The organism is Actinacidiphila acididurans, assembly GCF_016918855.1.
Lineage (GTDB): Bacteria > Actinomycetota > Actinomycetes > Streptomycetales > Streptomycetaceae > Actinacidiphila > Actinacidiphila acididurans.
In genome coordinates, this window is sequence record NZ_JADKYB010000002.1 from 129,494 (window position 1) to 150,833 (window position 21,340).

The following is a 21,340-nucleotide window of genomic DNA, read 5'->3' on the forward strand; positions in this document are numbered from 1 at the left end:
ACCTGTGAAAGCGCTTGCTACCGGTGTTGTCACGCCCTGGCGCACTTCCTACGCTGGGAGCGCTCCCATCCGGCCGCGGAAACGCACGAACCACGCACACCACCCTCACCGGGGGTCCGTACGTCGTACGTCCGTACGCCCATTCCCGGCCACCGCCTTCGCGGCGGCCATCTCCGCCGAGCCGGACCGGCGCGCATCCCCCCACCTGGCGTGCGCCGGCGAGCGAACGACCCCGTGCCGTACGGCCGTACCTCCGTACGTACGGCTGGGGCCGCGCCCGCCGGCCGCGCGCATGTCATGGAGGTCCCTATGCGCTTCCCCAGATATCGGCCACGGGCGTGGGCAGCCGCCGTCTTCCTGGCCGCGGCGGGCCTGACCACCACCGCTCTCGTCCCGCAGGCGGGCGCGGTCAGTGCTCCCCGGGCCGTCGCCCGGGCGGTCCAGGCCCAGTCGGCCGGCGTGGCTCAGGCCCCGCAGGCCGCTCAGGCCGCAGCCACCGCGGGCGTCGAGGACGACGGCGCCGACTGCGCGGTGCCCGCGCCCGGCTCCCTGACCGCCAAGTCCCTGCTTCCCGACCCGTTCACGAAGATGAACGGCACCCGCGTCACCACCACGGACGACTGGCGGTGCCGGCGCGAGGAGATCAAGCAGCAGGCGGAGCGGTACGTCTACGGCGCGAAGCCCGCCAAGCCCGCGAGTGTCACGGGCACGGTCAGCCGGACCGGCATCACCGTCAACGTGAGCGACCAGGGCCGCAGTTCGAGCTTCACGGCGAGCGTCGACCTGCCCAGCGGCACCGGCCCCTTCCCGGCCGTCATCGTCCTGGGCGGCCTCGGCGCGGACACCGCCACGATCAAGGCGTCCGGTGCCGCCGTGATCAACTACGACCCCACCGCGGTGGGGAAGGAGGGCACGCCCCGAACCAACAAGCAGGGCGCCTTCTACAGCATTTACGGCTCGTCCAGCAGCACCGGCCTGCTCATGGCCTGGTCCTGGGGCGTGAGCCGGATCATCGACGTCATCGAGCAGTCGGACGGCAGCGTTCTGCGGGCCAACGCGACCGGCGTGACGGGGTGTTCGCGGTACGGCAAGGGCGCGTTCGTCGCGGGCGCCTTCGACCAGCGCATCGCCCTGACCATGCCGATCGAGTCGGGCAGCGGTGGCGCGCCCATCTTCCGCGGCATCCCCGGGGAGAGCGGCTCCCAGCCGCTGAGCAGCGCCTTCACCGAGCAGCCGTGGCTGGGTGACGCGTTCACCTCCTTCACCGGCAACCCGACCACGCTGCCGGTCGACACGCACGAGATCGTGGCGATGGTCGCGCCGCGCGGCCTGTTCATGATGGAGAACCCGCACATCGACTGGCTGGCCGCGAAGTCCGGCAGCGTGGCCGCCCAGGCCGGGGCCGAGGTCTACAAGGCGCTCGGCGCGGGCGCCGACATCTCCTACTGGTCGGACGTCCAGGACGGCACCCACTGCGCGGTCCGCCCGGAGTGGAAGGCCCCGCTCCAGCAGAGCATCGCCAAGTTCCTGTTCAACACCGGCACCGCGCCCGGCGTGTTCCGCATCTCCTCGCTGAAGTCCGGCTCCCTGTCCTCGTGGCGGGACTGGACCACTCCGACCCTGACGCCAGGGGGCTCGACGAACGGCGGCACGTCGTCGGGTACGACCGCGGGCACCACGGCGGGTACGACCGCCGGTACGACGTCGGGCACGTCCTCCGGAACCAGTTCCGGCACGTCATCGGGAACCACGACCGGCACCACGGCCGGCACGACCGCCGGTACGACGTCGGGTACGACCTCCGGAACCAGTTCCGGTACGAGCTCCGGCACCACCGCGGGCACCACGACCGGCGGCACGACCGGCGGAACCGGTGGCGGCGCCTGCGCCGCGACGTACACCACGGTCAGCGCCTGGACCGGCGGTTACCAGGGCGAGGTGGCGGTGACCAACACCAGTGCCGGCGCGATCAACGGCTGGACCGTGACCCTGACCCTCGCCTCCGGCCAGACCATCACCAGCCTCTGGAACGGCACGGCCAGCGGGACCAGCGGCGCCGTCACGGTGCACAACGCCGCGTACAACGGCACGGTCGCCCCGAACGCGAGCACCACCTTCGGCTACACCGCCAACGGCGCCTCCTCGACGGCGCCGACCGGCATCACCTGCACCAGCCCGTGATCCCCGCCGTATGACACCGCGCGTCCCGCCCCGGCCGGCACCTCCGGCCGGGGCGGGACCGTACGGCACCGGGGCCCGGCCGGGATCAGTCCGTGGCCCACTCCGCGAGAACCTGCGCCGTGTGCTCGCCCGGCAGCGGGGCCGGCCCGGGGACGTCGGCCGGGGTGCGGTCGAAGCGGGACGCCGGGGCCGGCTGGAGAGCGCCGTCCACCGTCACGAAGGCGCCGCGGGCGGCCAGCTGCGGGTGGTCGGCGGCCTGCGCGGGCGTCAGCACCGGGACCACGCACGCGTCGCCGCCGGCCTGCGCGAACACCTGCGTCCAGTGCGCGCTGTCCCGCGCCCGGAAGGCAGCGGCGAGCAGGGCGCGCAGCGCGGGCCAGGAGGCGGGGTCGTCGCGGTCCGGCAGCCCGGGCGCGTCGAGCAGGCCGAGCCGGTCGAGCAGGTTCCGGTACAGCCGCGGCTCGATGGCGGCCACCGCCATGTGCCGGCCGTCGGCGCACGCGTAGAAGGTGTAGTACGGGGCGTCGGTGACGGTGTGGTTGCCGGGGACGTCCCGCCACTGGTGGACCAGGGTCGCGACGAGCGCGGCGCCGTCGCTCAGGGCGGTGTCCACGACCTGCCCGCGCCCGGAGGAGGACCGCTCGTACAGAGCCGCCAGCACCGCCTGCACATGCGCCATCGCGCCGCCGGCGAAGCTGGACAGGTACGCGGAGGGCGGGGGTACGGGGGCGCCGGTGCCCGGGTCGGTGTCCAGGGCGCCGGTCAGCGCCAGCACCGCCAGGTCGTGCGCCGCCCGGTCGGCCCAGGCGCCGTCCTGCCCCCAGCCGCTGACCCGGCCGTAGACCAGTCGCGGGTTGCGCTCCAGGGCGGTCTTCGGGCCGATGCCCAGCCGCTCACTGACGCCGGGTCGGAATCCCTCGACCAGCACATCGGCCCGCGCGATCAGGTCCAGCGCGGTCGCCACGCCCTGCTCGCTCTTCAGGTCCAGCGCCACCGAACGGCGGCCGCGGCCCAACGGGTCGGCCACCCGGCCGGCGCCGGGCGCGGCGGCGGCCCGGTCGATCCGTACGACGTCGGCGCCGAGGCCGGCGAGCACGGTGCCGACGAACGCCGTCGGTGCGGAGCCGGCGAATTCCAGTACGCGGACGCCTGCCAGCGGTCCCACGCCGATCAACCCCTTTCGCATTCCTGAGTGTTCCTTGGTGTTCCTCGGTGTTCTCCGTTGTTCCCCCGGTTTTCCCGGGCACATTTCCGTGTGCTGCCGGATGACGACGTTATGCGGACGCATCGATCCGGTCACTGCGGAAAGCCGTAGCGTGCCGGTGACTTGTCGCGGCCGAGACTGGGGCGAATGTCAACGTGCCCTCGTATTACGGATCTCCCAGGATGGATGTCCAGGAAGGAAAGGTGAATTTCCGTGGCGGTTCTGTACACGGCCGAGGTGGCCTCCACCGGTGACGGCCGCAACGGCGCGGTCCGGTCGTCCGACGGCATTCTCGACATGGGGCTGACCAGCCCGAAGGAGCTGGGCGGGGCGGGCACCTCGACCAATCCCGAGCAGTTGTTCGCGGCCGGGTACGCGGCCTGCTTCCACAGCGCGCTGCGGGCGGCGGCCCGTGAATCGAAAACCGTGCTGAACGGCGACACGGTGACCGCCCGGGTCACCCTGAACAAGGACGACGGCGGTTACCACCTTTCCGCGTCACTCACCGTCGAACTGCCCGGACTGGACCGGGAACAGGCCGAATCCCTGGCCGCGGCGGCGCACGGCCGCTGCCCGTATTCGAAGGCGGTCGCGGGAAACGTGGACGTCGCGGTGACCGTCGCCGTCTGAGTCCGGGAGCGCCCGTCCGAGTCCGCGCACAACCCGCCGGCCGTCCGGGAAATCCGGACGGCCGGCGGGCTTTTGTACGGCATCGGCCCCCGCGTCAGGCCCCGGCCGCCGCGGCCGCGGCAGCCGGCAGGGCCCGGACCACCCGGTCCACCGCCCCGTCGTCGTGGGACGCGGAGACGAACCACGCCTCGAAGGGCGACGGCGGCAGGTAGACGCCCTGGCGCAGCATCTCGTGGAAGAAGGCGGTGTACCGGCGGGACTCGGTGGCCCGTACGTCGTCGAAGTTCAGCACCTCGCGGTCGGTGAAGAACACCGAGAACATGGTCCCGGAGTACTGGACGCGGTGGGCGACCCCCGCCGCGTCCAGCGCGGCGGAGACCTCGCGGCCGATGGCCGTGGCCACGGTGTCCAGCCGCTCGTAGACCTCGGGCGTGCAGTGGCGCAGGGTGGCCAGGCCGGCCGCGGTGGCGACCGGGTTCCCGGACAGCGTGCCGGCCTGGTAGACCGGGCCGGCCGGGGCCAGGTGCGCCATGACGTCCGCGCGCCCGCCGAAGGCCGCGGCCGGGAAGCCGCCGCCCATGACCTTGCCGAAGGTCATGAGATCGGGTGCCACGCCGTCGACCCCGTACCAGCCGGAGCGGCCGGCCCGGAAGCCGGTCATCACCTCGTCGGAGACGAACAGCGCGCCGTACCGCCGGGTGATGTCCCGCAGGCCCGCGTTGAAGCCGGGCAGCGGCGGCACCGCGCCCATGTTGCCGGGCGCGGCCTCGGTGATGACACAGGCGATGTCGGTGCCGATCTCGGCGAAGGTCTTCTCCACCGCCGCCAGGTCGTTGTACGGCAGCACGATCGTGTCCGACGCCTGGGCGCCGGTCACGCCCGGGGTGTCGGGCAGGGCGAAGGTGGCCAGGCCCGATCCGGCGGCGGCCAGCAGCGCGTCCACGTGGCCGTGGTAGCAGCCGGCGAACTTCACCACCTTCGAGCGCCCGGTGAAGCCGCGGGCCAGCCGGATCGCCGACATGGTCGCCTCGGTGCCGGAGGACACCAGCCGCACCTGCTCCACCGGCGCCACCCGGGCCACGATCTCCTCGGCGAGTTCCACCTCGGCGGTGGTGGGCGTCCCGAAGGACGTGCCCCGCCGCAGCGCCTCCTCGACCGCCTCCAGCACCGCGGGGTGCCGGTGCCCGAGGATCATCGGACCCCAGGAGCAGATCAGGTCGACGTACTCCTTGCCGTCGGTGTCGGTGAGGTACGGGCCCTGCGCCGAGGCCATGAACCGCGGGGTGCCGCCCACCGCGCCGAACGCGCGCACGGGTGAGTTGACGCCGCCCGGGATGACCTGCCGCGCGCGGCCGAACCACTCCTCGCTGGTCACCGCGCACCTCCGGCGGCCGGGACGGCGGTCGCTTCGACGGTCGCTTCAGCCGAGGCCGTCGCGGCCGGGCCGGTCAGAGCGGCGTCGAGCACGACGGCGCCCTGGGACAGGACCCGCACCGGGTTGAGGTCGAGCGAGAAGCCCTGGGGCCAGTCCTGGACGAGTTCGGCGACCCGGTGCAGGACGTCCGCGGCGGCGGCGACGTCCACGCCCGGGCGGCCGCGGGTGCCCGCCAGGACCTTCGCGCCGCGCAGTTCGGCCAGCATCTCCGCGCCCTCCCCGGGGCGCAGCGGAAGCAGCCGGTGCGCGACGTCGTCCAGGATCTCGGTGAAGATCCCGCCGAGCCCGGCGGTCAGCACCGGCCCGAGGTCGCTGGAGTGCACGCCGACGATCAGCTCGACGCCGTCCCCGACGACCTCCTCGGCCAGCACGTCGCCGCCGAGCGCGGCGATCCGCGCGTACGCCAGCGCCGCGCCGTCGGCGGTGACGCCGACCTCGACGCCGCCCGCCTCGGTCTTGTGCAACAGCCCCGGCACGACGGCCTTGAACACCGCGCTGCCGCCCAACTCCTCGACGGCACGTACCGCGTCGTCCGGGCCGGTCACCGTCCGGCCCCGGGGTACGGCGACACCCGCGTCGGCCAGCAGCCGCTTGAGCTCCGGCTCGGTCGCGCCGGGCAGCGGACCGGTGGTGCCGGCGCCGACGGACGCCTCGGGCAGCGCGGTGCGGGGCCGGCTGACCTCCCACAGGGCGGCGGCGGCCCGCAGCGCGCGGGCCGGTGTCGGGTACTCCGGCAGCCCGGCCTCCCGCAGGTCGCGCGGCGCGTCCGGGGCGAGGAAGTCCGCGCCGGTGCGGGCCACCAGGATCGGCTTGCCGCCCTTCTCCGCCGCCTTGGCCAGGCTGGTCACCGCCTTCTCCACGTCCGGGCCGGCCATCACGCAGAAGCAGGCGACGATGATGTCCACCGAGTCGTCGGCGATCAGCACGTCCAGCGACCGGTCGAAGAGCGTGGGGTCGCTGAGCACGGTGGCGGTGATGTCCACCGGGTTGTCGATCGCGCCGAACGCGGGCACGATCCCGGCCAGCGCCTCCTTGCTCTGCGGCTCCAGGGTGCTCAGCTCCAGGCCCTCGGCCTCGATGGCGTCGGCGGCCAGGATTCCGGAGCCGCCGGAGGTGGTCACCACCGCGACCCGGTTGCCGGCCGGGCGCCGCTCGGACTCGAAGACCCGTGCGACGTCGAGGAGTTCGTCGATGTCGTCCACGCGCACGATGCCGAGCTGGCGCAGCGCCGCGTCCAGGACGCGGTCGTCGGTGGCCAGGGCGCCGGTGTGCGAGGCGGCCGCCCGGCCGCCGGCCTCGGTGCGGCCCGACTTCAGCAGGGCCACCGGCTTGCCGGAGCCGGCCAGCGCGCGCAGGGTGCCGATGTCGGGGGCGTCCTCCAGGTACCCCAGCAGCCCGGAGACGCTCGGTTCCTGGCTGAGTTCGCGCAGCACCTCCAGGGCCGTGACATCGGCGTCGTTGCCGGTGCTGACCACCCAGCCGGGGCGCAGGCCGCGCTCCAGCGCCAGGCTCGCGGCGCCGAAGCCGAGCGCGCCGCTCTGGCTGACGAAGGCCAGGCTGCCGGGCTCGAAGGGCACCTCCTCGGCCCCGAACAGCGGGCTGAAGGTGGCCATCACCCGGTTCTCGTAGCCGACCGCGCCGATGCAGTTGGGGCCGATGACCCGCATGTTCCCGGCCCGGGCCCGCGCGACGACCTCGGCCTGCAGCCGGGCGCCCTCCTCCCCGGTCTCGGCGAAGCCGGAGGAGGCGATCACCGCGAGCGGCACCCCGGCGGCCACGCAGTCGTCGACCGCGCCGAGCACCCGGTCAGCGGCGACCATGATCAGCGCCAGGTCGACCGGGCCCGGCACGTCCCGCACGCTGGGGTAGGCGGGCACGCCCAGGATCTGCTCCGAGCGCGGATTGACCGGCAGGATACGGCCCTTGTAGCCGTACCGCAGCAGGTAGTCCATGGGCTTGCGGCCCAGCGCTCCGGGGCGTTCGCTGGCCCCGATCACGGCGACCGAGCGGGCGTTCCACAACGCCGAGATGTCACTCATGCGATGGCCTCGACCTTCGTCTTGTCCGGTGGGCGGTGGGCGCCGGGGGCGCCCGGCACGAACAGCTCCCCGAGCGCGTCGAGGTACCGGGCGCCGTCGGAGGAGGCGGCCAGTTCCCGGACCCGGACGGTGGGCTGGTGCAGGATCTTGTCGACGATCCGCCGCACGCTGCGGCTGATCTCCTGATGGGTGCTCTCGTCGATGTCGTTCAGCCGCCGCGCCAGCCGGCTCAGTTCGGCCTCGGTGGCCTCGGCCGCGGCGTTGCGCATCGCGGTGAGGATGGGGGTGGCGCCGGCCAGCCGCAGCCCGGCCGAGAAGCTGCCGACCTCCTTGGCCACGATCTCCTGGGCGGCCACGACGCTGGCGGCCGAGATCTCGTCGCCCTCGCCTTCCTCCGCGATCCGCTGAAGATCGACGAATGTGACGCCGGGCAGGGCCGCGGCCTCGGGCGCGATGTTGTGCGGCATGGCCAGGTCCAGGACGAACAGCGGCCGGCCGGCGCGCTCGGCCATCGCGGCCTCGACCGTGCCGACCGGGACCACCCGGCCGGTGGCCGCGGTGGCGCCGACCACCACGTCCACCTCGGTCAGCAGCCGCGGAATGTCGTCGAGGCCGAAGCCGTCGCCGTCCGCGGTCGCGGCGAGCCGCTGCGCCTTCTCCGGCGTGCGGTTGGCCAGGTGGACCCGGCTCAGCCCGGAGCGGCGCAGCGCGGCGACCACCACGCCGGCCATCGAACCGGCCCCGATCACCAGGGCGGTCCGGCCGGTGAGCGAACCCACCTGCCGTTCGAAGAAGCCGAGTCCGGCGGTGGCCAGCGAGCGGCCGGCCTCGTTCAGGCCGGTCTCGTTACGGGCCCGGCGGCCGACCCGCAGCGCCGTCTGCACGGCCCGGTCGAGCACCTTGCCGGAGCGCTCGAGCTGCTGGGAGCGGTCCAGGCCCTGCTTGACCTGGCCGAGGATCTGGTCCTCGCCGACGACCACCGAGTCCAGGCCGGACGCCACGGCGAACAGGTGGCGTACCGCGTCGTCGGCCTGATGGGTGTACAGGTGCGAGTCCAGGGCGCCCGGTTCGAGGTCGGCGTGCCGGGTGACCAGCTCGCGCAGCGCGTCGCCGCTGGCGTCCGGGCGGGCCTCGGCGTAGATCTCCAGCCGGTTGCAGGTGGACACCACGACCGCGGCGTCGAAGCCGTCCACGGCCGTGATGTCACGTATCAGGTCGTCCAGCGGGCGCTCGGTCTCGGACAACCGCTCCAGCAGGTCCAGCGGCGCGGTGGCGTGGCTGATGCCGAGCACGAGCATGCCGGGCGCGGCGGAATCCGGGGCGGCGGGCGCGGCCTGCCCGGCAGCGGCGGAGGCGGCGGAAGAGGGGGGAGTGGGGGTGGTCACGGGGTCACCGGTCCAGGCTGTCGGCGAACTCGGCCGCCCAGTAGGTGATGACCTGCGTGGCGCCGGCCCGGTGGATGGCGGCCAGGCTCTCCCGGACGATCTGGTCCCGGTCGATCCAGCCCTTGGCTGCCGCGGCCTCGACCATCGCGTACTCGCCGGAGACCTGGTAGGCGGCGACCGGCACCTGCACCTGGTCCGCGATCAGCCGCACGATGTCCAGGTAGGCCAGCGCCGGCTTGACCATCACCATGTCCGCGCCCTCGGCGACGTCGAGTTCGACCTCGCGCAGCGACTCGCGGATGTTGCCCGGGTGCTGCTGGTACGTCTTGCGGTCGCCGCGCAGCGTGGACTCCACGGCGTCCCGGAACGGGCCGTAGAAGTGCGAGGCGTACTTCGCCGAGTAGCCGAGGATCGCCACGGACTGGTGGCCCGCGGCGTCCAGCGCCTCACGGATGCGCCGCACCTGGCCGTCCATCATGCCGCTGGGCGCCACCACCTGGGCGCCGGCCTCCGCCTGGACCACGGCGACCCGCGCGTACAGCTCGATGCTCGCGTCGTTGTCGACGTCCCCGTTCGCGTCCAGGACACCGGTGTGCCCGTGGTCGGTGTACTCGTCGAGGTTGATGTCGCCGATGACCACGGTGGCGTCGCCGACCTCGGCGGACACGTCGCGCAGCGCGACCTGCAGCACGCCCTCGGGGTCCAGGGCGCCGGAGCCCCGCGGGTCCTTGTGCTCGGGGATGCCGAACAGCATCAGCGCGCCGACACCCTTGTCGACCGCCTCCACGGCGGCCTTGCGCAGGCTGTCGCGGGTGTGCTGGAACACGCCCGGCATGGACGGGATCTCGCGCGGCTCGCTCAGCCCCTCGCGCAGGAAGAGCGGCTGGACGAGGTTGGCCGGACCGATCCGGGTCTCGGCGGTGAACCGGCGCAGCGCCGGGGTACGGCGCAGCCGGCGGGGGCGGTAGTACGGTCGTGTGCCGCCGTCGGGGAAGACGCTGGGCCCGTGGGCAAGGGACATGACGGATTCTCCTAGCGGTGTGCGGGTGGGGTGGGGCGCCCGGGCCGGGAGGGACCAGGGACACGGCCGCCGCTATCGGTTCAACCGGCCGGGAGGGGCACCCGGCGCGCCGCCCGGACCGGGCGGCGGCGCGGATCAGGTGGTGCCGTGCATCAGGGGTGGTGCCTGGATCGGGGGTGGTGCCGTCGATCGGGGGTGGTGCCGTCGGTCAGGGGTGGCGCCGTGGATCAAGGCGGCGCACTCGGGTCACTCGGGCCGCGGCGCGGTCACAAGGTGGCGCCGAGGAAGACCTTCTCCAGGTGGGCGGTCACCGCGGCGTCCGGCCGACTGAACCAGTAGCCGTGGCCGCTGCGCGCGAACAGGCCGAGTTCGCCCAGGTTGACCAGGGTCTCGGCGAGCTTGACCGCCAGGCCGGCCGGGTCGACCACCGGCAGGCCGTGCAGCTCGTGGATGCCCAGGTGCCACAGGATCTCGTTGGGGATGCCCTCGGCGGGGATGACGACCTCCGCGCCGGCCCGGGCGGCGCGCTGCGCCGCGGCCGAGTACACCTCGACGAACTGGTCGAAGTCGCCCTCCAGGGACCGGTGGACCGAGTCCCAGCCGCCGGGTACCACCTCGTAGGAGGCGAGCGAGGAGGTCAGGCCGTAGCGCGTGATGTTGGCCCGGATCGGCTCCTCCAGCGGCGGCATGAAGCCCAGCAGCCCGAAGCGCTGCCCGGTCATCGCGGACAGGAAGAACGCGGCCTCGCCGTAGCCGAGGGTGGGGATGGCCGCCAGGTGGCGGGCGTCGCGCAGGCCGGGGTCCTGGCCGGCGGCGATGATCCAGGCGTCGTAGCCCTGGCGCTCGGCGGTCACCGCGGCCTGCGCGAAGTGCTGGCTGAACAGCACCTGGGCCGAGTGGTGGCCGACCAGCCCGAACGGGGTGCGGTCGGGGTACGTCTCGGCCGGCAGGGTCTTGATGTCGACGGTGGTGCCGGGTGCGGTGATCGCGTCCAGGTGCTCCCGGTACCACTGGTCGAGCAGCGGGAGCCGTCCTTCGACGGTGTGCTTGTGGAACCAGATCCGCATGGGAATCGCCCCTCAGTCCTCCCGCTGGCGCGGGTGCCGGTGTCGTGGTGTCGTTTCCGCGGTTCTCTTTCCGTGGCCGTGGTTCCGGCCGTGACGGTGGCGGCGGCCGTGACCGTGGCTCACGTCCTGGCCGCCGCCGGGCCGTTGGCGCCGGTCGCTTCCGGGGACCGGCGGTCTCATCGGACGGCCTGCCGGACCGCGCTCCCCGGCAGGGGGAGGGGAGCGCAGTCCAGCAGGGACGCCTTGACCAGGTAGTCGGTGGCCGCGCCGGGGTCGGCGGCGGTACGGCGGATGCCGTCGAGGGCCCGCCGCAGGGCGTCGCCCCCGTCCAGCCCGGCGGTCCTGGCCTCGCTGCGGGGGATCACCGACGTCTCGGCCACGGTGCGGCGTTCCTCCACCGCGGCGTCGAGGTCGGCCTCGCCGGCCCGGCCGGACAGCAGCGCGGCCAGCGCCCGCCCGACGGCCACGGCGTCGTGCAGGCCGCAGTTCATGTTCATGCCGCCCGCGGTGGAGGTCAGATGGGCCGCGTCCCCGGCGAACAGCAGTCGCCCGGCCCGGTAGCGGGGCAGCACGAAGGCCGCGAGCCGGTACGTGTGGGCGTCCGCCACCTCCACCCGCGCCCCCACGCCGGGCAGCGCGGCCGCCAGCCGGTCCCGTACGGCCGCGGGCTCCACCGCCCGCTCGCGGGAGTCCGTGGCCGGGACCCGGAAGATCAGCCGCCAGTGGTCGGGCATGCCGAGCACGCTGTACGACTGCCGGGCGTCGCGCACGTAACTGAGCGGCGCCAGGTCCGGGACCAGCCGGTCCAGCGGGGTGCGGGTGACGACCCGCAGCGCGAAGTGGGGGTACTCCCGTGCGGTGGACGGCAGTCCGGCCGCCTCCCGTACGGTGCTGTGGCTGCCGTCGGCGGCGATCACCCAGGCGTGCCGGCTCTCCTGCCGCTCGCCGGCGCTGTCCGGTCCGAACGCCGTGGTCAGCCGTACCCCGTCCGCGTCCTGGCGCACGCCGGTCACCGCGGCGGCGAACCGCACCTCGGCGCGGCCGGTGGCCTCCAGCGCGGCCAGCAGCAGCGGGGTCAGCCGGGACTGCTCCACATGCAGCCGGTACGGGTGGCCGGTGCGGCCGGCCAGCAGCCGGTAGTCGAGTTCGGCGTGCACCTGCCCGTCCAGGTCCCGCCACTGGATCCGGGCGACCTCGCGGCCGGCCCGGTGCAGCGGCTCGGCCACGCCGAGTTCGTCGAGCAGGTCCAGGGTGGCGGGGTGGAAGGTCGAGGCGCGGGAGGCCGCGGACAGCTCCGGCCGCGACTCCAGGACGGTCACCGGCACGCCCGCGCGCGCCAGCACCAGGGCCGCGGTGAGCCCGACCGGACCGGCGCCGACCACGGCGACCGGTGAACCGGCGGGGGGCCCCGCCGCCGTACTCATGCCGCGACCGTCCGTTCGGCCAGGCGGCGCAGCAGCGGGTGGGCGGCGGGCGTGCCGGCCGGCAGGCCCGCGGTGTCCAGCGCCCACCAGGTGCTGGCCAGGTTCGAGGTGAGCAGCACCTGGCCGGTGTCGCGGCCGAGTTCGGCCAGCGCGGCCAGGGTGAACATGCCGGTGCCGGTGAACAGTACGGCCGTGTCGTCCGAATCCCCGGGCAGGTCCGCGGCGCGCACCTGGGCCACCAGTTCCTCGGTGGTCACGTCGTACGGCGAGAAGCGGTCCCCGGCGCGTACCTTCACCACCCGCTCCACCGTCAGGCCGGCCTGCTGCCAGTACCGCGCCGACAGTTCGGTGAGCCAGGGCTGGTAGGGCGAGATCAGCACGAGCCGGTCCACCCCGGCGGCCCGGGCGGCGGCGAGGATGGCGCCGGCGGCGGACCGTACCGGGACGCCGTGCCGCTGCGACAGCTCGTCGCACAGGACCCGGTCACCGGCGGGCGTGAGCAGATAGTGCGACCCGGTGCAGGCCACCACGGCGGCGTCCAGCCGCAGGTCGCCGAAGCCGGACAGGGTGCCGGGCAGGACCTCGTTGTACGTCTCCAGGCGTTCGCGCAAGTCCTTTCCCGGCAGGACCGGGAACCGTACGGTGTGCACATTCATCGCCGAATTCGTCAGTTCACCGATTTCCGGTTCGACTGCCGCATTGGCCGGCGGAACGACAACTCCGAGCCGTGGTGCCGAGTGCAGAGCCATGGCGGATTCTCCCCAACTCGCCTCCAACATCGGCAACACCCTAGGCCGGGCCCGCACCCCGGACACTACGGGAGTCCGCACAGCCGGACCTTCGGATGCGCCCCGAAACAACCGGAGCGCGGCCCGGTTCCGTTGCGGATGCAAGAATCGCGTAAAGAAGGGTAAAGAAAATCGGCGGTACGGCGGTCGGGCCGCACCGCCGATTCGGCGGTACCACGTGCGTATTCCGCTATTACTTGCTCCGGACGCGCTCTAGCCCTGCGCGGCCTGCGCTATCAGTTCGTCCAGCTTCGCCCGCCGGGTCAGCCCGGCGTTCACCGCCCAGTACCCCTCCGGGATCTCCTTCACGATCGTCCACACGGGGGTCTCGTCGTCGGCGCCGTACTGCGCCTCCTCCCGGACGATCCGGGTGATCTCGGCGGCGAGCGACTCGTTGCGCTCCGGGGTGAGGAAGTTCTCCAGGGCCGTCACGACGACCAGGAACCCCGGGGTCGCGCCGGGCAGGGCGGTGGCGCCCCGGCCCTTCTCGGCCTCGTGCAGATAGACCCAGGTGGCGCCGGCGAAGAAGTCGGTGCCGGGCAGGCCCATCCAGGTCAGGACGGCCCGGGCCACCCGCTGCTGGACCGTTTCGACGGCGGTCTCCGGGAACGCCCCGGCGGGCGCGGTGATTTCGACCAACGGCATGGTGCATCCCTGACTTTCCGGTTGGCGGATCGACGATTACGGACGGGCCGGACGGGCCGGACGGGCTCGGACGGGCTCGGCCGGGCTCGGCCGGGCGACGCGGCACCGCACTCAGGCGATGGCGACGGGTGCCCGGCCCATGGCCGCGGCGAGCTGCGCGCGGCGGCGGATGTCGAGCTTGCGATAGATGCGGGTGATGTGCAGTTCGACGGCGCGGGTCGAGACGGTGAAGGCGTCCGCGATCTGCTTGTTGGTCATGCCGTCGAGCATCATCGAGGCGATGCGGACCTCGTGCGCGGTCAGCTCCTCCTGGGCCGCCGTCCGCCGCGCCGGCTGCGGGCCGCGCCGGCCCGGCAGCGGCGCGGTCGCCCCGCCCCGGATCAGCTCGAACGACCCGGCGCCGGACCCGGCGCGCTCCAGGCCGGCGAGCAGCACATGCCCCATCACCGCGTCCCACTCCCGTACCCGGATGTCGCCGATGACGTGCGACTGCGTGTACGGATCGGCGTACAGCACCTTCAGCACCGAGCCCCGGTCGCCGGCGTCACAGAGCAGCAGTTCCCCGGTTCCGTCGCGCCACGGGCCGCCGCCCAGCAGGAACCCCTGCTCGGCCATTCTCTTCCAGTAGGAGCGGTGCGCCTCGCCGAATCTGAGCCGCTCGGTCGCACTTCCACGGAATGCGATCTCCACCACGTAAGCCACTGATACCCCTTGTAAGGAACTCGCCTCGACGGACAGCGAGTTGCGACGTCTGCTCGGACACGTGCATCGAGGACGCGCTCGTGTACCCGGCCGCGGGAGAGCAGCCGGGTGCACATGTGAACGTATGGAACCTGTGGAACAGGCGAAATCCCGCCGGCCGGGCGTCGTCATCGTCCGTCCGGCCGGCCGGGTTCGCCGTCGATCACCGAAGTACCGATGTCCGGCCCGCTATTTGGCCGCCACGCTGCTCACCTGTGCGGCCGGCGCGGCGCTCGGCGCGGGCTTGGGCTTGCGGCGCAGCAGGCCGGTGGCGGCGAGCACCGCGACCGCACCCACCCACACGGTCCAGTTGAGCGGCTCGTTCAGCACCACCGCGCCGAGGACGACGGCCACCGCGGTCATCAGGTAGGTCACGGTGGACGCCACGGTCGCACCGTCCTTGATGATCAGTTCGAAGTTGAGCAGGGCCGCGACGCCCGTGCACAGCACGCCCAGCACGATGACCGACAGCACCGAGTCGGTGCGCCAGGTCACGCTCTGCAGGCCCAGGAACGGAAGGGCGACGACCATCATCCCGGTCGCCACGCTCAACTGCCCGCCGGCCAGCATCAGCGGCGGGATGCCCCGCTTGACCAGGAACTTGCCCATGTACGCGAAGCTCGAGCCGAAACTGATCGAGCCGAGCACGAAACACAGCAGGCTGGTGCCGTCACCGGACTCGCCGCTGCTCCACGGCGAGGCGATCAGCGCGGTGCCGCCGAGCCCGAGCAGCACACCTGCCGCCTTGGTGCCGGTGACCCGCTTCTCCTGGCCCAGCAGCAGCGCCGCCGCCAGCGTCCAGATCGGCGCGCTGCCGTTCACGACGGCGGCGACGCTGCTGGATCCGTGCCGCTCGCCCTCCGCGTACAGCGTCCACGGGACGGCGTTGCCCAGCAGCGCGGCCACACTCAGGTGCCCCCAGGTCGCGGCCCCCTTGGGCAGCCGCAGCCCCCGGGCGTACCCGATCGCCACAATGACGAGCGCCCCCATCGCCAGCCGGATCAGCACCATTTGGACCGGCGAAAATCCGTAGCCGGACTTTTTGATCCACAGGAATACCGAACCCCAGATGAGGCTCAGCGCGGCCAGCCGCGCATACGTCGCTTTGGACATGGGAATGCCGTCCTCCGGCCAAGGGCGTCAAGGAAAATGGCGAGCCAGCCGCCATGATGAATTACCGTGTCCAAGCGTCGCATTGCACCGTTGCCCGGGTCCATCAATAACCCGTGGACGGTACCGTCCACATTCACTTGCGGATCGGGCGGCCGGATTCCGCCGTCACCGGGCCGGGATCACCCTGCCGAGGTCACCGCCCCGCCGTCACCGGGCCGACGTGACCGTGTCCGGCACTCCGGGACCCGCCCCCGTGTCCGCCACCGCGCCCGTCGCCACCTCGCGCAGGGCGTCGAGCACCGCGGCGATCTCCGGGGACTCCTGGCTCCCCTCGCGCACCGCGGCGAACACGAACCGGCTCGGCGCGGCGCCGGAGAACGCCCGGATCGTCACGTCGGGCCGCGGCGCCGGCTTGGCCAGCCGCGGCACCAGGGAGACCCCGAGCCCGAACCGCACCGCGGCCAGCGTCGCGTCCCAGTCCCCGATGGCGTGCGAGGCCAGCGGGGTGAACCCCGCGGCGGCACAGGCCGCGACACCGATGTCATGGCACAGCCCGGTCGTGGCGAAGATCCAGGTCTCCCCGGCCAGGTCCGACAGCCGCAGGTCGCCCCGGTCGGCCAGCCGGTGACCGGCCGGCAGGGCGACGTCGAAGGGGTCCTCGCACAAGGTCACCCGGTGGTACCGCGAGGCCTCGGCGCCCGCCTCCCGCATGGTGTCCGCGGAGATCACCACGTCGGTGTCCCCGCGGTGCAGCATCGCGAAGCTCTCCGGCGGATCGGCCTCGGCCAGGACCGTGCGCAGCCCCGGCCGGTCCTTCCGCAGCCGCGCCACGGCCGGCAGGATCAGCGCCGACAGCGTGGTGGAGAAGCCCGCGACCGCCACCTGGCCCGCCTCGCCGCTCTGGTACGCGGCGAGCGCCGCGTGCATCTGCTCGACCTGCGAGAAGACGGCGTCGGTATGGCGCAGGACGATACGGGCCGCGGCGGTCAGCCGGAGTCTGCGCCCGGCCGGCTCGGTGAGCTGGACGCCCAGCTCCTTGCCGAGTGCGCTGATCTGCTGGGACACGGCCTGCGGCGTCAGGTGGAGAGCCTGTGCTGCCGCGCCCACCGTGCCCCGCTCGCTCAGTTCGCGTAACACCCGCAGCTTCCGCAGGTCCAGTTCTCCCATGGCACCCGCCTCCTCCGGCCGGCCGTCCCCCGACCCGCCGCCGCGCCAGGAGCCCGATTGCTCCCGGTCATCAGATGTTCACAATAGGCGACCGCTGTCGACATCCACGACTTCGTTCACGAACATTTCAAGAACCTCCAAGTCAGCCTCGGTGCGCCCCTTCGCCCGCTGCTCGCCCGGGAAGGTCGGATCGAGGATGACGTCCTGCGCGCCCATCTCGTACAGCATGCCCAGATCGTCCCGGATCTGCTCGACGGTCCCCTCACCGAGCAGCCGCCCCGGCCCCAACGGCCGCCGGGTCACCCGGAGTTTGATCCGCGGGTTCACCGCCGGACAGGGCAGGCCCTCCTCCTCGGCGGTCTGCCGCAGGGCCGGCACCCCGATGCCCAGCAGCCAGTCGCCGGGCACCGACGTCGGATGCCAGGCGTCGCCGTACCGCACCGCCCGGCGCAGCGCGCCCAGGCTGTGCCCGCCGACCCACACCGGCGGCCCCGGGCGCTGCACCGGCAGCGGCCCGGTGTGCACCTGGCGGAAGGAGACGTGCGCCCCGTCGAACGAGGCCACCTCGTCGGCCCAGCACGCCTTGATCGCCGCCAGGTACTCGTCGCTGATGGCGCCGCGCTTGCGGTAGGGCACGTCCAGCACGGCGAACTCCCGGGCCGCCCAGCCCGCCGCCGCCCCGAAGACCAGCCGCCCGTTGCTGAACCGGTCGATGTTGGCCGCCATCCGCGCGGTGTGCACCGGATGCCGGTACGGCAGGATCGCGACCGTGATGCCCAGCCCGATCCGCTCGGTGGCTCCCGCGAGGTAGGCCAGCGTGGTGAACGGGTCGTAGAAGGGCGCGGGGAACAGGTGGTTGACGTCCGGCGTCAGCGCCACATGGTCGCTGACCATCGCGTAGTGGAAGCCCGCCTTCTCGATCCTGCGCACCCACTCGACCATGGCGTCCGGTGACGCCTCAGGGCCGTAATTCGGGAGATTCACGCCGAGTTTCACAGTGGGTTCCCTTCGGTGGTGCCGCCGGGTCGGCGGGGTTCGGGCCGGCGGCGGCCGGGGACGCCGGCAGCCGCATGGAGACAAGGTTGAGAAGCAGACCGGCGAGGGCCACCAGCGCGGCGAGCAGCGGCAGCCGGCCCGCGCCGAGCCCGGCGGCCAGTGCCGCGCCGCCGAGCGCGGCGCCCACCGAACTGCCCAGGTAGGTGGCGGAACTGTTCAGCGCGACCGCCGCGCCGCCCTGTGCGTCGGCCCGGATCAGCCGGTGCTGCTGCGGCACGACGAACCCCCAGCCCGTCGCGCCCCACACCGCCAGCGGCAGCAGCACCAGGCCGGGCAGCGCGCCGCAGCCGGGCAGCACCGCCAGCGCCAGCCCGAGCAGCCCCAGCAGCACCCCGGACAGCACCGCGGGCCGCCCCAGCCGGTCGGCCACCACACCGGACAGCAGGCTGCCGCAGACCCCGCCGATGCCCCACACCCACAGGTACGGCGTCGGGTTCCCGGTGTGCCCGCCGGCGGCGAGAATCGGCTGAAGATACGTATACGAACCCAGGCTCGCGACGCCCTGGAGGAACGTCACCACCACGACCGCCGCGATCCCGGGCCGGGCCAGCCCGGACAGCCGGGCCCGCAGCGTCGGCGCGGCGCCGGGCCGTACCCGCGGCAGCCGGGCCGCCACCCCCGCGCAGGCCACCGCCCCCAGCGCCGTCACCAGCCACATCGAGGCCCGCCAGCCGTGATCGGTGGCCAGCAGCAGGCCCAGCGGCACCCCCAGGACCGTGCCGCCGCTCATCCCGCCGAGCACCACCGCCAGCGCCCGGCCCCGCTTGTCCTCGCCGGCCAGCGCGGCCGCGGCGGTCGCGGCCGTGGGGCTGTACAGGCCCGCGCCGACCCCGGCGACCGCGCGCGAGACCAGCAGCACCGGGTAGCTGCCGGCCAGCGCGGCCGCGGCGTTCGCGGCGGTGAACACCAGCAGCGCGGTGACCAGGACCGTACGGGTGCTCAGCCGGGCCAGCGCGGCGGACAGCAGCGGCGCGGAAACGGCGTAGCAGAGGGTGAACACGGTCACGCACTGCCCGGCCCGGGGGAGCGAGACGCCGAGGTCCCGGCCGATCCCGGCGAGCAGCCCGGTCATGACGTAGGCGTCCATGCCCATGGCGAACGCGCCGAATCCGAGCAGGGGGACGCCGCGCGGGGCACCCGTCACGGGCATCGCACTCTCCGGGGTGATCTGGGGCTGGTCCGGCCGTCGCCGTGGCCGCGGGTGTCGGTCGCAGGGTCGGTCGCGGGCGCGGCCGTTGCGGGCCGGCGGACGCGGGGCACCGGCACGCGGTACGCGCACGGTGGGGCGCCGGCGAACTCTCCGGCCGACTCCGCGTCGCAGAGCGGCTTCGGGGGAACGTACCGAAGCCGATGGGTGGTCACCACAGGGAGATCCTCCGCGAGTCCGGGCCGGGCGATGCCGTACCGGGCGCCACCCGCTGCCCCGTCTCTCCCGCGCGGAGGGCTGTGAGCAGTGGGTTCCCGGCCTGTTCCGCATGGTGCGGCGGGAGTCGCCGGCCCGCCATGGGACCCGCCGAAAAGCGCAGAAAAGGGTTCGGGGTTCCGCAGCCTCGCCGCCCGCGGGCCCGGTTTCCGGTTCGGCGCCGCCTACCGTGGGACCGACCCGGAAGGAGCCCACCGTGTCCGACCGCACCGTGTCAGACCTTTCCGCGCAGCCGACCTTCTCCGGTCCTTCCGGCCCGGCCCTCGACGCCGCGCTGTTCCCGCCGGACCTGCCCCGTCCCAGCGACTGGGAACGGCGGTACCCGCCGCGCCACCTCCCCCCGGGCGCCGAGGTCACCCGCTTCGCGCCCAGCCCCACCGGCAAGCTGCACATCGGCGGCCTGTACACCGCCGCGGTCTCCCGGGCGCTGGCCCACCAGTCCGACGGCGTCCACCTGTTGCGCGTCGAGGACACGGACCAGGCACGGCTGGTGGAGGGCGCGGCGCAGTCCTTCGTCCACCTGCTGGAGGCGTTCGGGCTGGGACCGGACGAAGGGGGCGCGGAGTTGGGGGACGGCGGTACGGAACCGGCGGGCGGCGGTACGGAACCGGCAGGCGCTGGTACGGAGTTGGCGGCCGGGGATTCCGTGGCGGACGGCGAGGCCACGGATCCGGCGGACGGGCGGTGGGGCCCGTACCTCCAGTCGCGGCGCCGGACGGTCTACCTCAGCTACATCGCGGACCTGGTGCGCCGTGGCCTGGCCTACCCCTGCTTCTGCGGCAAGGACGCGCTGGCCCGGCACGCCGAGGAGCAGCGGGCCTCCCGGTCGCCGCTGGGCTACTACGGGAAGTGGGCGCCCTGCCGCGTCCTCGACCCCGGGACGGCCGCGGCGCGGGCCGGGGCCGGTGAACCGTACGTGATCCGCTTCCGGTGCCCGGACGAATTCCCGGGCCGGATACGGTTCCAGGACCGGATCCGCGGGTCGATGGTGATGCAGGACAACGGCAACGACGTGGTGCTGCTGAAGTCCTCGGAGCTGGTGCGGCCGCTGCCCACCTACCACTTGTCCCATGTCGTCGACGACCACCTGATGCGGGTGACGCTCGTGGTGCGGGGCGAGGAATGGCTGCCGTCCACGCCGCTGCACCTCCAGCTCCACCGGGCCCTGGGCTTCGAGCCGCCGCAGTACGCCCACCTGGCGCCGCTGATGAAGGCGGAGGGCAGCAGCCGGCGCAAGCTCAGCAAACGCAAGGACCCCGAGGCGTCGGTGGGTTACTACCTGAGCGCGGGCTATCCGCCGGCCGCCGTACAGCACTACCTGCGGGGCCTGGCCAACGCCCGTCTGATGGACGGCCCGACGGCGCTGGTGCTGGCCGCGCAGGTGCGGATCGAGGAGATGCGGCCCACCGGCCCCCTGCTCGACCTGCCCAAACTCCAGTCGATCAGCCGGGAGTTCATCGCGGGCCTGGCGACCGGGGAACTGCTCGGGCAGCTCACGCGGTGGGCGGCGGAGTACGACGAGGAGCTGCACGCGGCGCTGCGGGAGGATCCGGAACTGGCCCGGCGGGCGGTGGCGGTGGCCCAGGACCGAGGCGGCGGCCCGGCCCGCAAGGACCTGGCGCGGTGGTCGGACTTCCGGGAGAAGTACGGCTTCTTCTTCCCCCGCTTCCTCGGCCCCGCCCCGGCCCCCGGCGACGAGCGCTTCGGCCCGCTCCCCGCGGACCTCACCCGACGCGTCGCGGCCGACTTCGCCCACCACTACCGCCACGAGGACGACCCGGCCGCCTGGCTGGCCCAACTGCGCGACCTGGCACTCCGCCACGGCTTCGCCCCGGACACCCCCACCTGGCGCCGCACCCCCGCCGCCTACGCCGGCCCGCCCCGCCACGTCGCCAACGTCGTCCGCGTCTGCCTCACCGGCTCCTCCCGGAGCCCCGACCTGTTCACGGTGGCGCACGCGCTGGGGGAGGCGGAGGTGCGCAGGCGGCTGGTGCTGGGGGAGTGAGCGGGCTCCCGGCGCC

Annotated in this window: 17 protein-coding genes; 3 read left to right on the forward strand and 14 right to left on the reverse strand. The window is 73.6% G+C overall.

The annotated features are described in order from the left end of the window. The first annotated feature begins 309 nt into the window (after positions 1–309). A complete protein-coding gene (locus ITX44_RS03720) occupies positions 310–2,181 on the forward strand; it encodes a glucuronyl esterase domain-containing protein (protein WP_205355525.1) in 1,872 nt (623 codons plus the stop codon). A gap of 85 nt (positions 2,182–2,266) precedes the next feature. Here ITX44_RS03720 and ITX44_RS03725 read toward each other — a convergent pair whose 3' ends face one another. After that, positions 2,267–3,367, reverse strand: coding sequence for a CaiB/BaiF CoA transferase family protein (locus tag ITX44_RS03725; RefSeq protein ID WP_205355526.1), 1,101 nt, complete (start codon positions 3,365–3,367; stop codon positions 2,267–2,269). A 231-nt stretch (positions 3,368–3,598) separates the two neighbouring features. Between ITX44_RS03725 and ITX44_RS03730 the strand changes: the two genes are divergently transcribed. Next, positions 3,599–4,015, forward strand: coding sequence for an organic hydroperoxide resistance protein (locus ITX44_RS03730; RefSeq protein ID WP_205355527.1), 417 nt, complete (start codon positions 3,599–3,601; stop codon positions 4,013–4,015). Between the two features lie 94 nt (positions 4,016–4,109). Here ITX44_RS03730 and hemL read toward each other — a convergent pair whose 3' ends face one another. The 13 genes from hemL to ITX44_RS03795 all read right to left on the reverse strand — a co-directional run bounded on the left by hemL (position 4,110) and on the right by ITX44_RS03795 (position 19,046). Beyond that, on the reverse strand, positions 4,110–5,390 hold the full coding sequence (gene hemL, locus ITX44_RS03735; protein ID WP_205355528.1) for a glutamate-1-semialdehyde 2,1-aminomutase: 1,281 nt from the start codon (positions 5,388–5,390) through the stop codon (positions 4,110–4,112). Next, complete coding sequence (locus ITX44_RS03740) at positions 5,387–7,489, reverse strand: acetate--CoA ligase family protein (protein WP_205355529.1); 2,103 nt, start codon at positions 7,487–7,489, stop codon at positions 5,387–5,389. Before ITX44_RS03740 ends, hemL begins: the two co-directional genes overlap by 4 nt. Further along, positions 7,486–8,874, reverse strand: a complete 1,389-nt coding sequence (hemA, locus tag ITX44_RS03745; protein ID WP_307795080.1) for a glutamyl-tRNA reductase — start codon at positions 8,872–8,874, stop codon at positions 7,486–7,488. Before hemA ends, ITX44_RS03740 begins: the two co-directional genes overlap by 4 nt. A gap of 4 nt (positions 8,875–8,878) precedes the next feature. Then, positions 8,879–9,895, reverse strand: a complete 1,017-nt coding sequence (gene hemB / locus ITX44_RS03750) for a porphobilinogen synthase (RefSeq protein WP_205355530.1) — start codon at positions 9,893–9,895, stop codon at positions 8,879–8,881. 266 nt (positions 9,896–10,161) lie between these two features. Then, the gene (locus tag ITX44_RS03755; protein ID WP_205355531.1) at positions 10,162–10,962 is read right to left on the reverse strand and encodes an aspartate/glutamate racemase family protein; all 801 of its coding nucleotides are present in this window, start codon (positions 10,960–10,962) and stop codon (positions 10,162–10,164) included. Between the two features lie 176 nt (positions 10,963–11,138). Beyond that, positions 11,139–12,386 carry an FAD-dependent oxidoreductase gene (locus tag ITX44_RS03760; RefSeq protein ID WP_205355532.1) on the reverse strand — a complete coding sequence of 416 codons (1,248 nt, stop codon included), beginning with the start codon at positions 12,384–12,386 and terminating at the stop codon, positions 11,139–11,141. Then, positions 12,383–13,135: an aspartate racemase/maleate isomerase family protein gene (locus ITX44_RS03765; RefSeq protein WP_205355533.1), complete on the reverse strand. Its 753-nt coding sequence runs from the start codon at positions 13,133–13,135 to the stop codon at positions 12,383–12,385. The genes ITX44_RS03760 and ITX44_RS03765 overlap by 4 nt, the downstream gene beginning before the upstream one ends. 252 nt (positions 13,136–13,387) lie before the next feature. After that, positions 13,388–13,819, reverse strand: coding sequence for a hypothetical protein (locus ITX44_RS03770; protein ID WP_205355534.1), 432 nt, complete (start codon positions 13,817–13,819; stop codon positions 13,388–13,390). A gap of 111 nt (positions 13,820–13,930) precedes the next feature. Next, complete coding sequence (locus tag ITX44_RS03775) at positions 13,931–14,521, reverse strand: LuxR C-terminal-related transcriptional regulator (RefSeq protein ID WP_307795082.1); 591 nt, start codon at positions 14,519–14,521, stop codon at positions 13,931–13,933. A 228-nt stretch (positions 14,522–14,749) separates the two neighbouring features. Further along, positions 14,750–15,673 carry a DMT family transporter gene (locus ITX44_RS03780; protein WP_205355536.1) on the reverse strand — a complete coding sequence of 308 codons (924 nt, stop codon included), beginning with the start codon at positions 15,671–15,673 and terminating at the stop codon, positions 14,750–14,752. A 207-nt stretch (positions 15,674–15,880) separates the two neighbouring features. Further along, positions 15,881–16,840 (reverse strand): LysR family transcriptional regulator, encoded by a 960-nt coding sequence (locus tag ITX44_RS03785; RefSeq protein WP_205355537.1) that lies wholly within the window; start codon positions 16,838–16,840, stop codon positions 15,881–15,883. Between the two features lie 78 nt (positions 16,841–16,918). After that, on the reverse strand, positions 16,919–17,836 hold the full coding sequence (locus tag ITX44_RS03790; protein WP_205355538.1) for a TIGR03619 family F420-dependent LLM class oxidoreductase: 918 nt from the start codon (positions 17,834–17,836) through the stop codon (positions 16,919–16,921). Continuing rightward, positions 17,799–19,046, reverse strand: a complete 1,248-nt coding sequence (locus ITX44_RS03795) for an MFS transporter (protein ID WP_205355539.1) — start codon at positions 19,044–19,046, stop codon at positions 17,799–17,801. The genes ITX44_RS03790 and ITX44_RS03795 overlap by 38 nt, the downstream gene beginning before the upstream one ends. A gap of 469 nt (positions 19,047–19,515) precedes the next feature. On the opposite strand from ITX44_RS03795, the gene ITX44_RS03800 reads away from it, so the two are divergent. Next, positions 19,516–21,324 carry a glutamate--tRNA ligase gene (locus tag ITX44_RS03800; protein WP_307795083.1) on the forward strand — a complete coding sequence of 603 codons (1,809 nt, stop codon included), beginning with the start codon at positions 19,516–19,518 and terminating at the stop codon, positions 21,322–21,324. Positions 21,325–21,340: the final 16 nt, after the last annotated feature.

What these genes read in the sequence shown, in the direction of transcription:
- hemB (WP_205355530.1), bottom strand. Translation starts at nt 9,895, where the DNA reads ATGTCCCTTGCCCACGGGCCCAGCGTCTTCCCCGACGGCGGCACACGA.
- ITX44_RS03770 (WP_205355534.1), bottom strand. Translation starts at nt 13,819, where the DNA reads ATGCCGTTGGTCGAAATCACCGCGCCCGCCGGGGCGTTCCCGGAGACC.
- ITX44_RS03785 (WP_205355537.1), bottom strand. Translation starts at nt 16,840, where the DNA reads ATGGGAGAACTGGACCTGCGGAAGCTGCGGGTGTTACGCGAACTGAGC.
- ITX44_RS03740 (WP_205355529.1), bottom strand. Translation starts at nt 7,489, where the DNA reads ATGAGTGACATCTCGGCGTTGTGGAACGCCCGCTCGGTCGCCGTGATC.
- ITX44_RS03795 (WP_205355539.1), bottom strand. Translation starts at nt 19,046, where the DNA reads ATGCCCGTGACGGGTGCCCCGCGCGGCGTCCCCCTGCTCGGATTCGGC.
- ITX44_RS03760 (WP_205355532.1), bottom strand. Translation starts at nt 12,386, where the DNA reads ATGAGTACGGCGGCGGGGCCCCCCGCCGGTTCACCGGTCGCCGTGGTC.
- ITX44_RS03765 (WP_205355533.1), bottom strand. Translation starts at nt 13,135, where the DNA reads ATGGCTCTGCACTCGGCACCACGGCTCGGAGTTGTCGTTCCGCCGGCC.
- ITX44_RS03720 (WP_205355525.1), top strand. Translation starts at nt 310, where the DNA reads ATGCGCTTCCCCAGATATCGGCCACGGGCGTGGGCAGCCGCCGTCTTC.
- ITX44_RS03755 (WP_205355531.1), bottom strand. Translation starts at nt 10,962, where the DNA reads ATGCGGATCTGGTTCCACAAGCACACCGTCGAAGGACGGCTCCCGCTG.
- ITX44_RS03780 (WP_205355536.1), bottom strand. Translation starts at nt 15,673, where the DNA reads ATGTCCAAAGCGACGTATGCGCGGCTGGCCGCGCTGAGCCTCATCTGG.
- ITX44_RS03725 (WP_205355526.1), bottom strand. Translation starts at nt 3,367, where the DNA reads ATGCGAAAGGGGTTGATCGGCGTGGGACCGCTGGCAGGCGTCCGCGTA.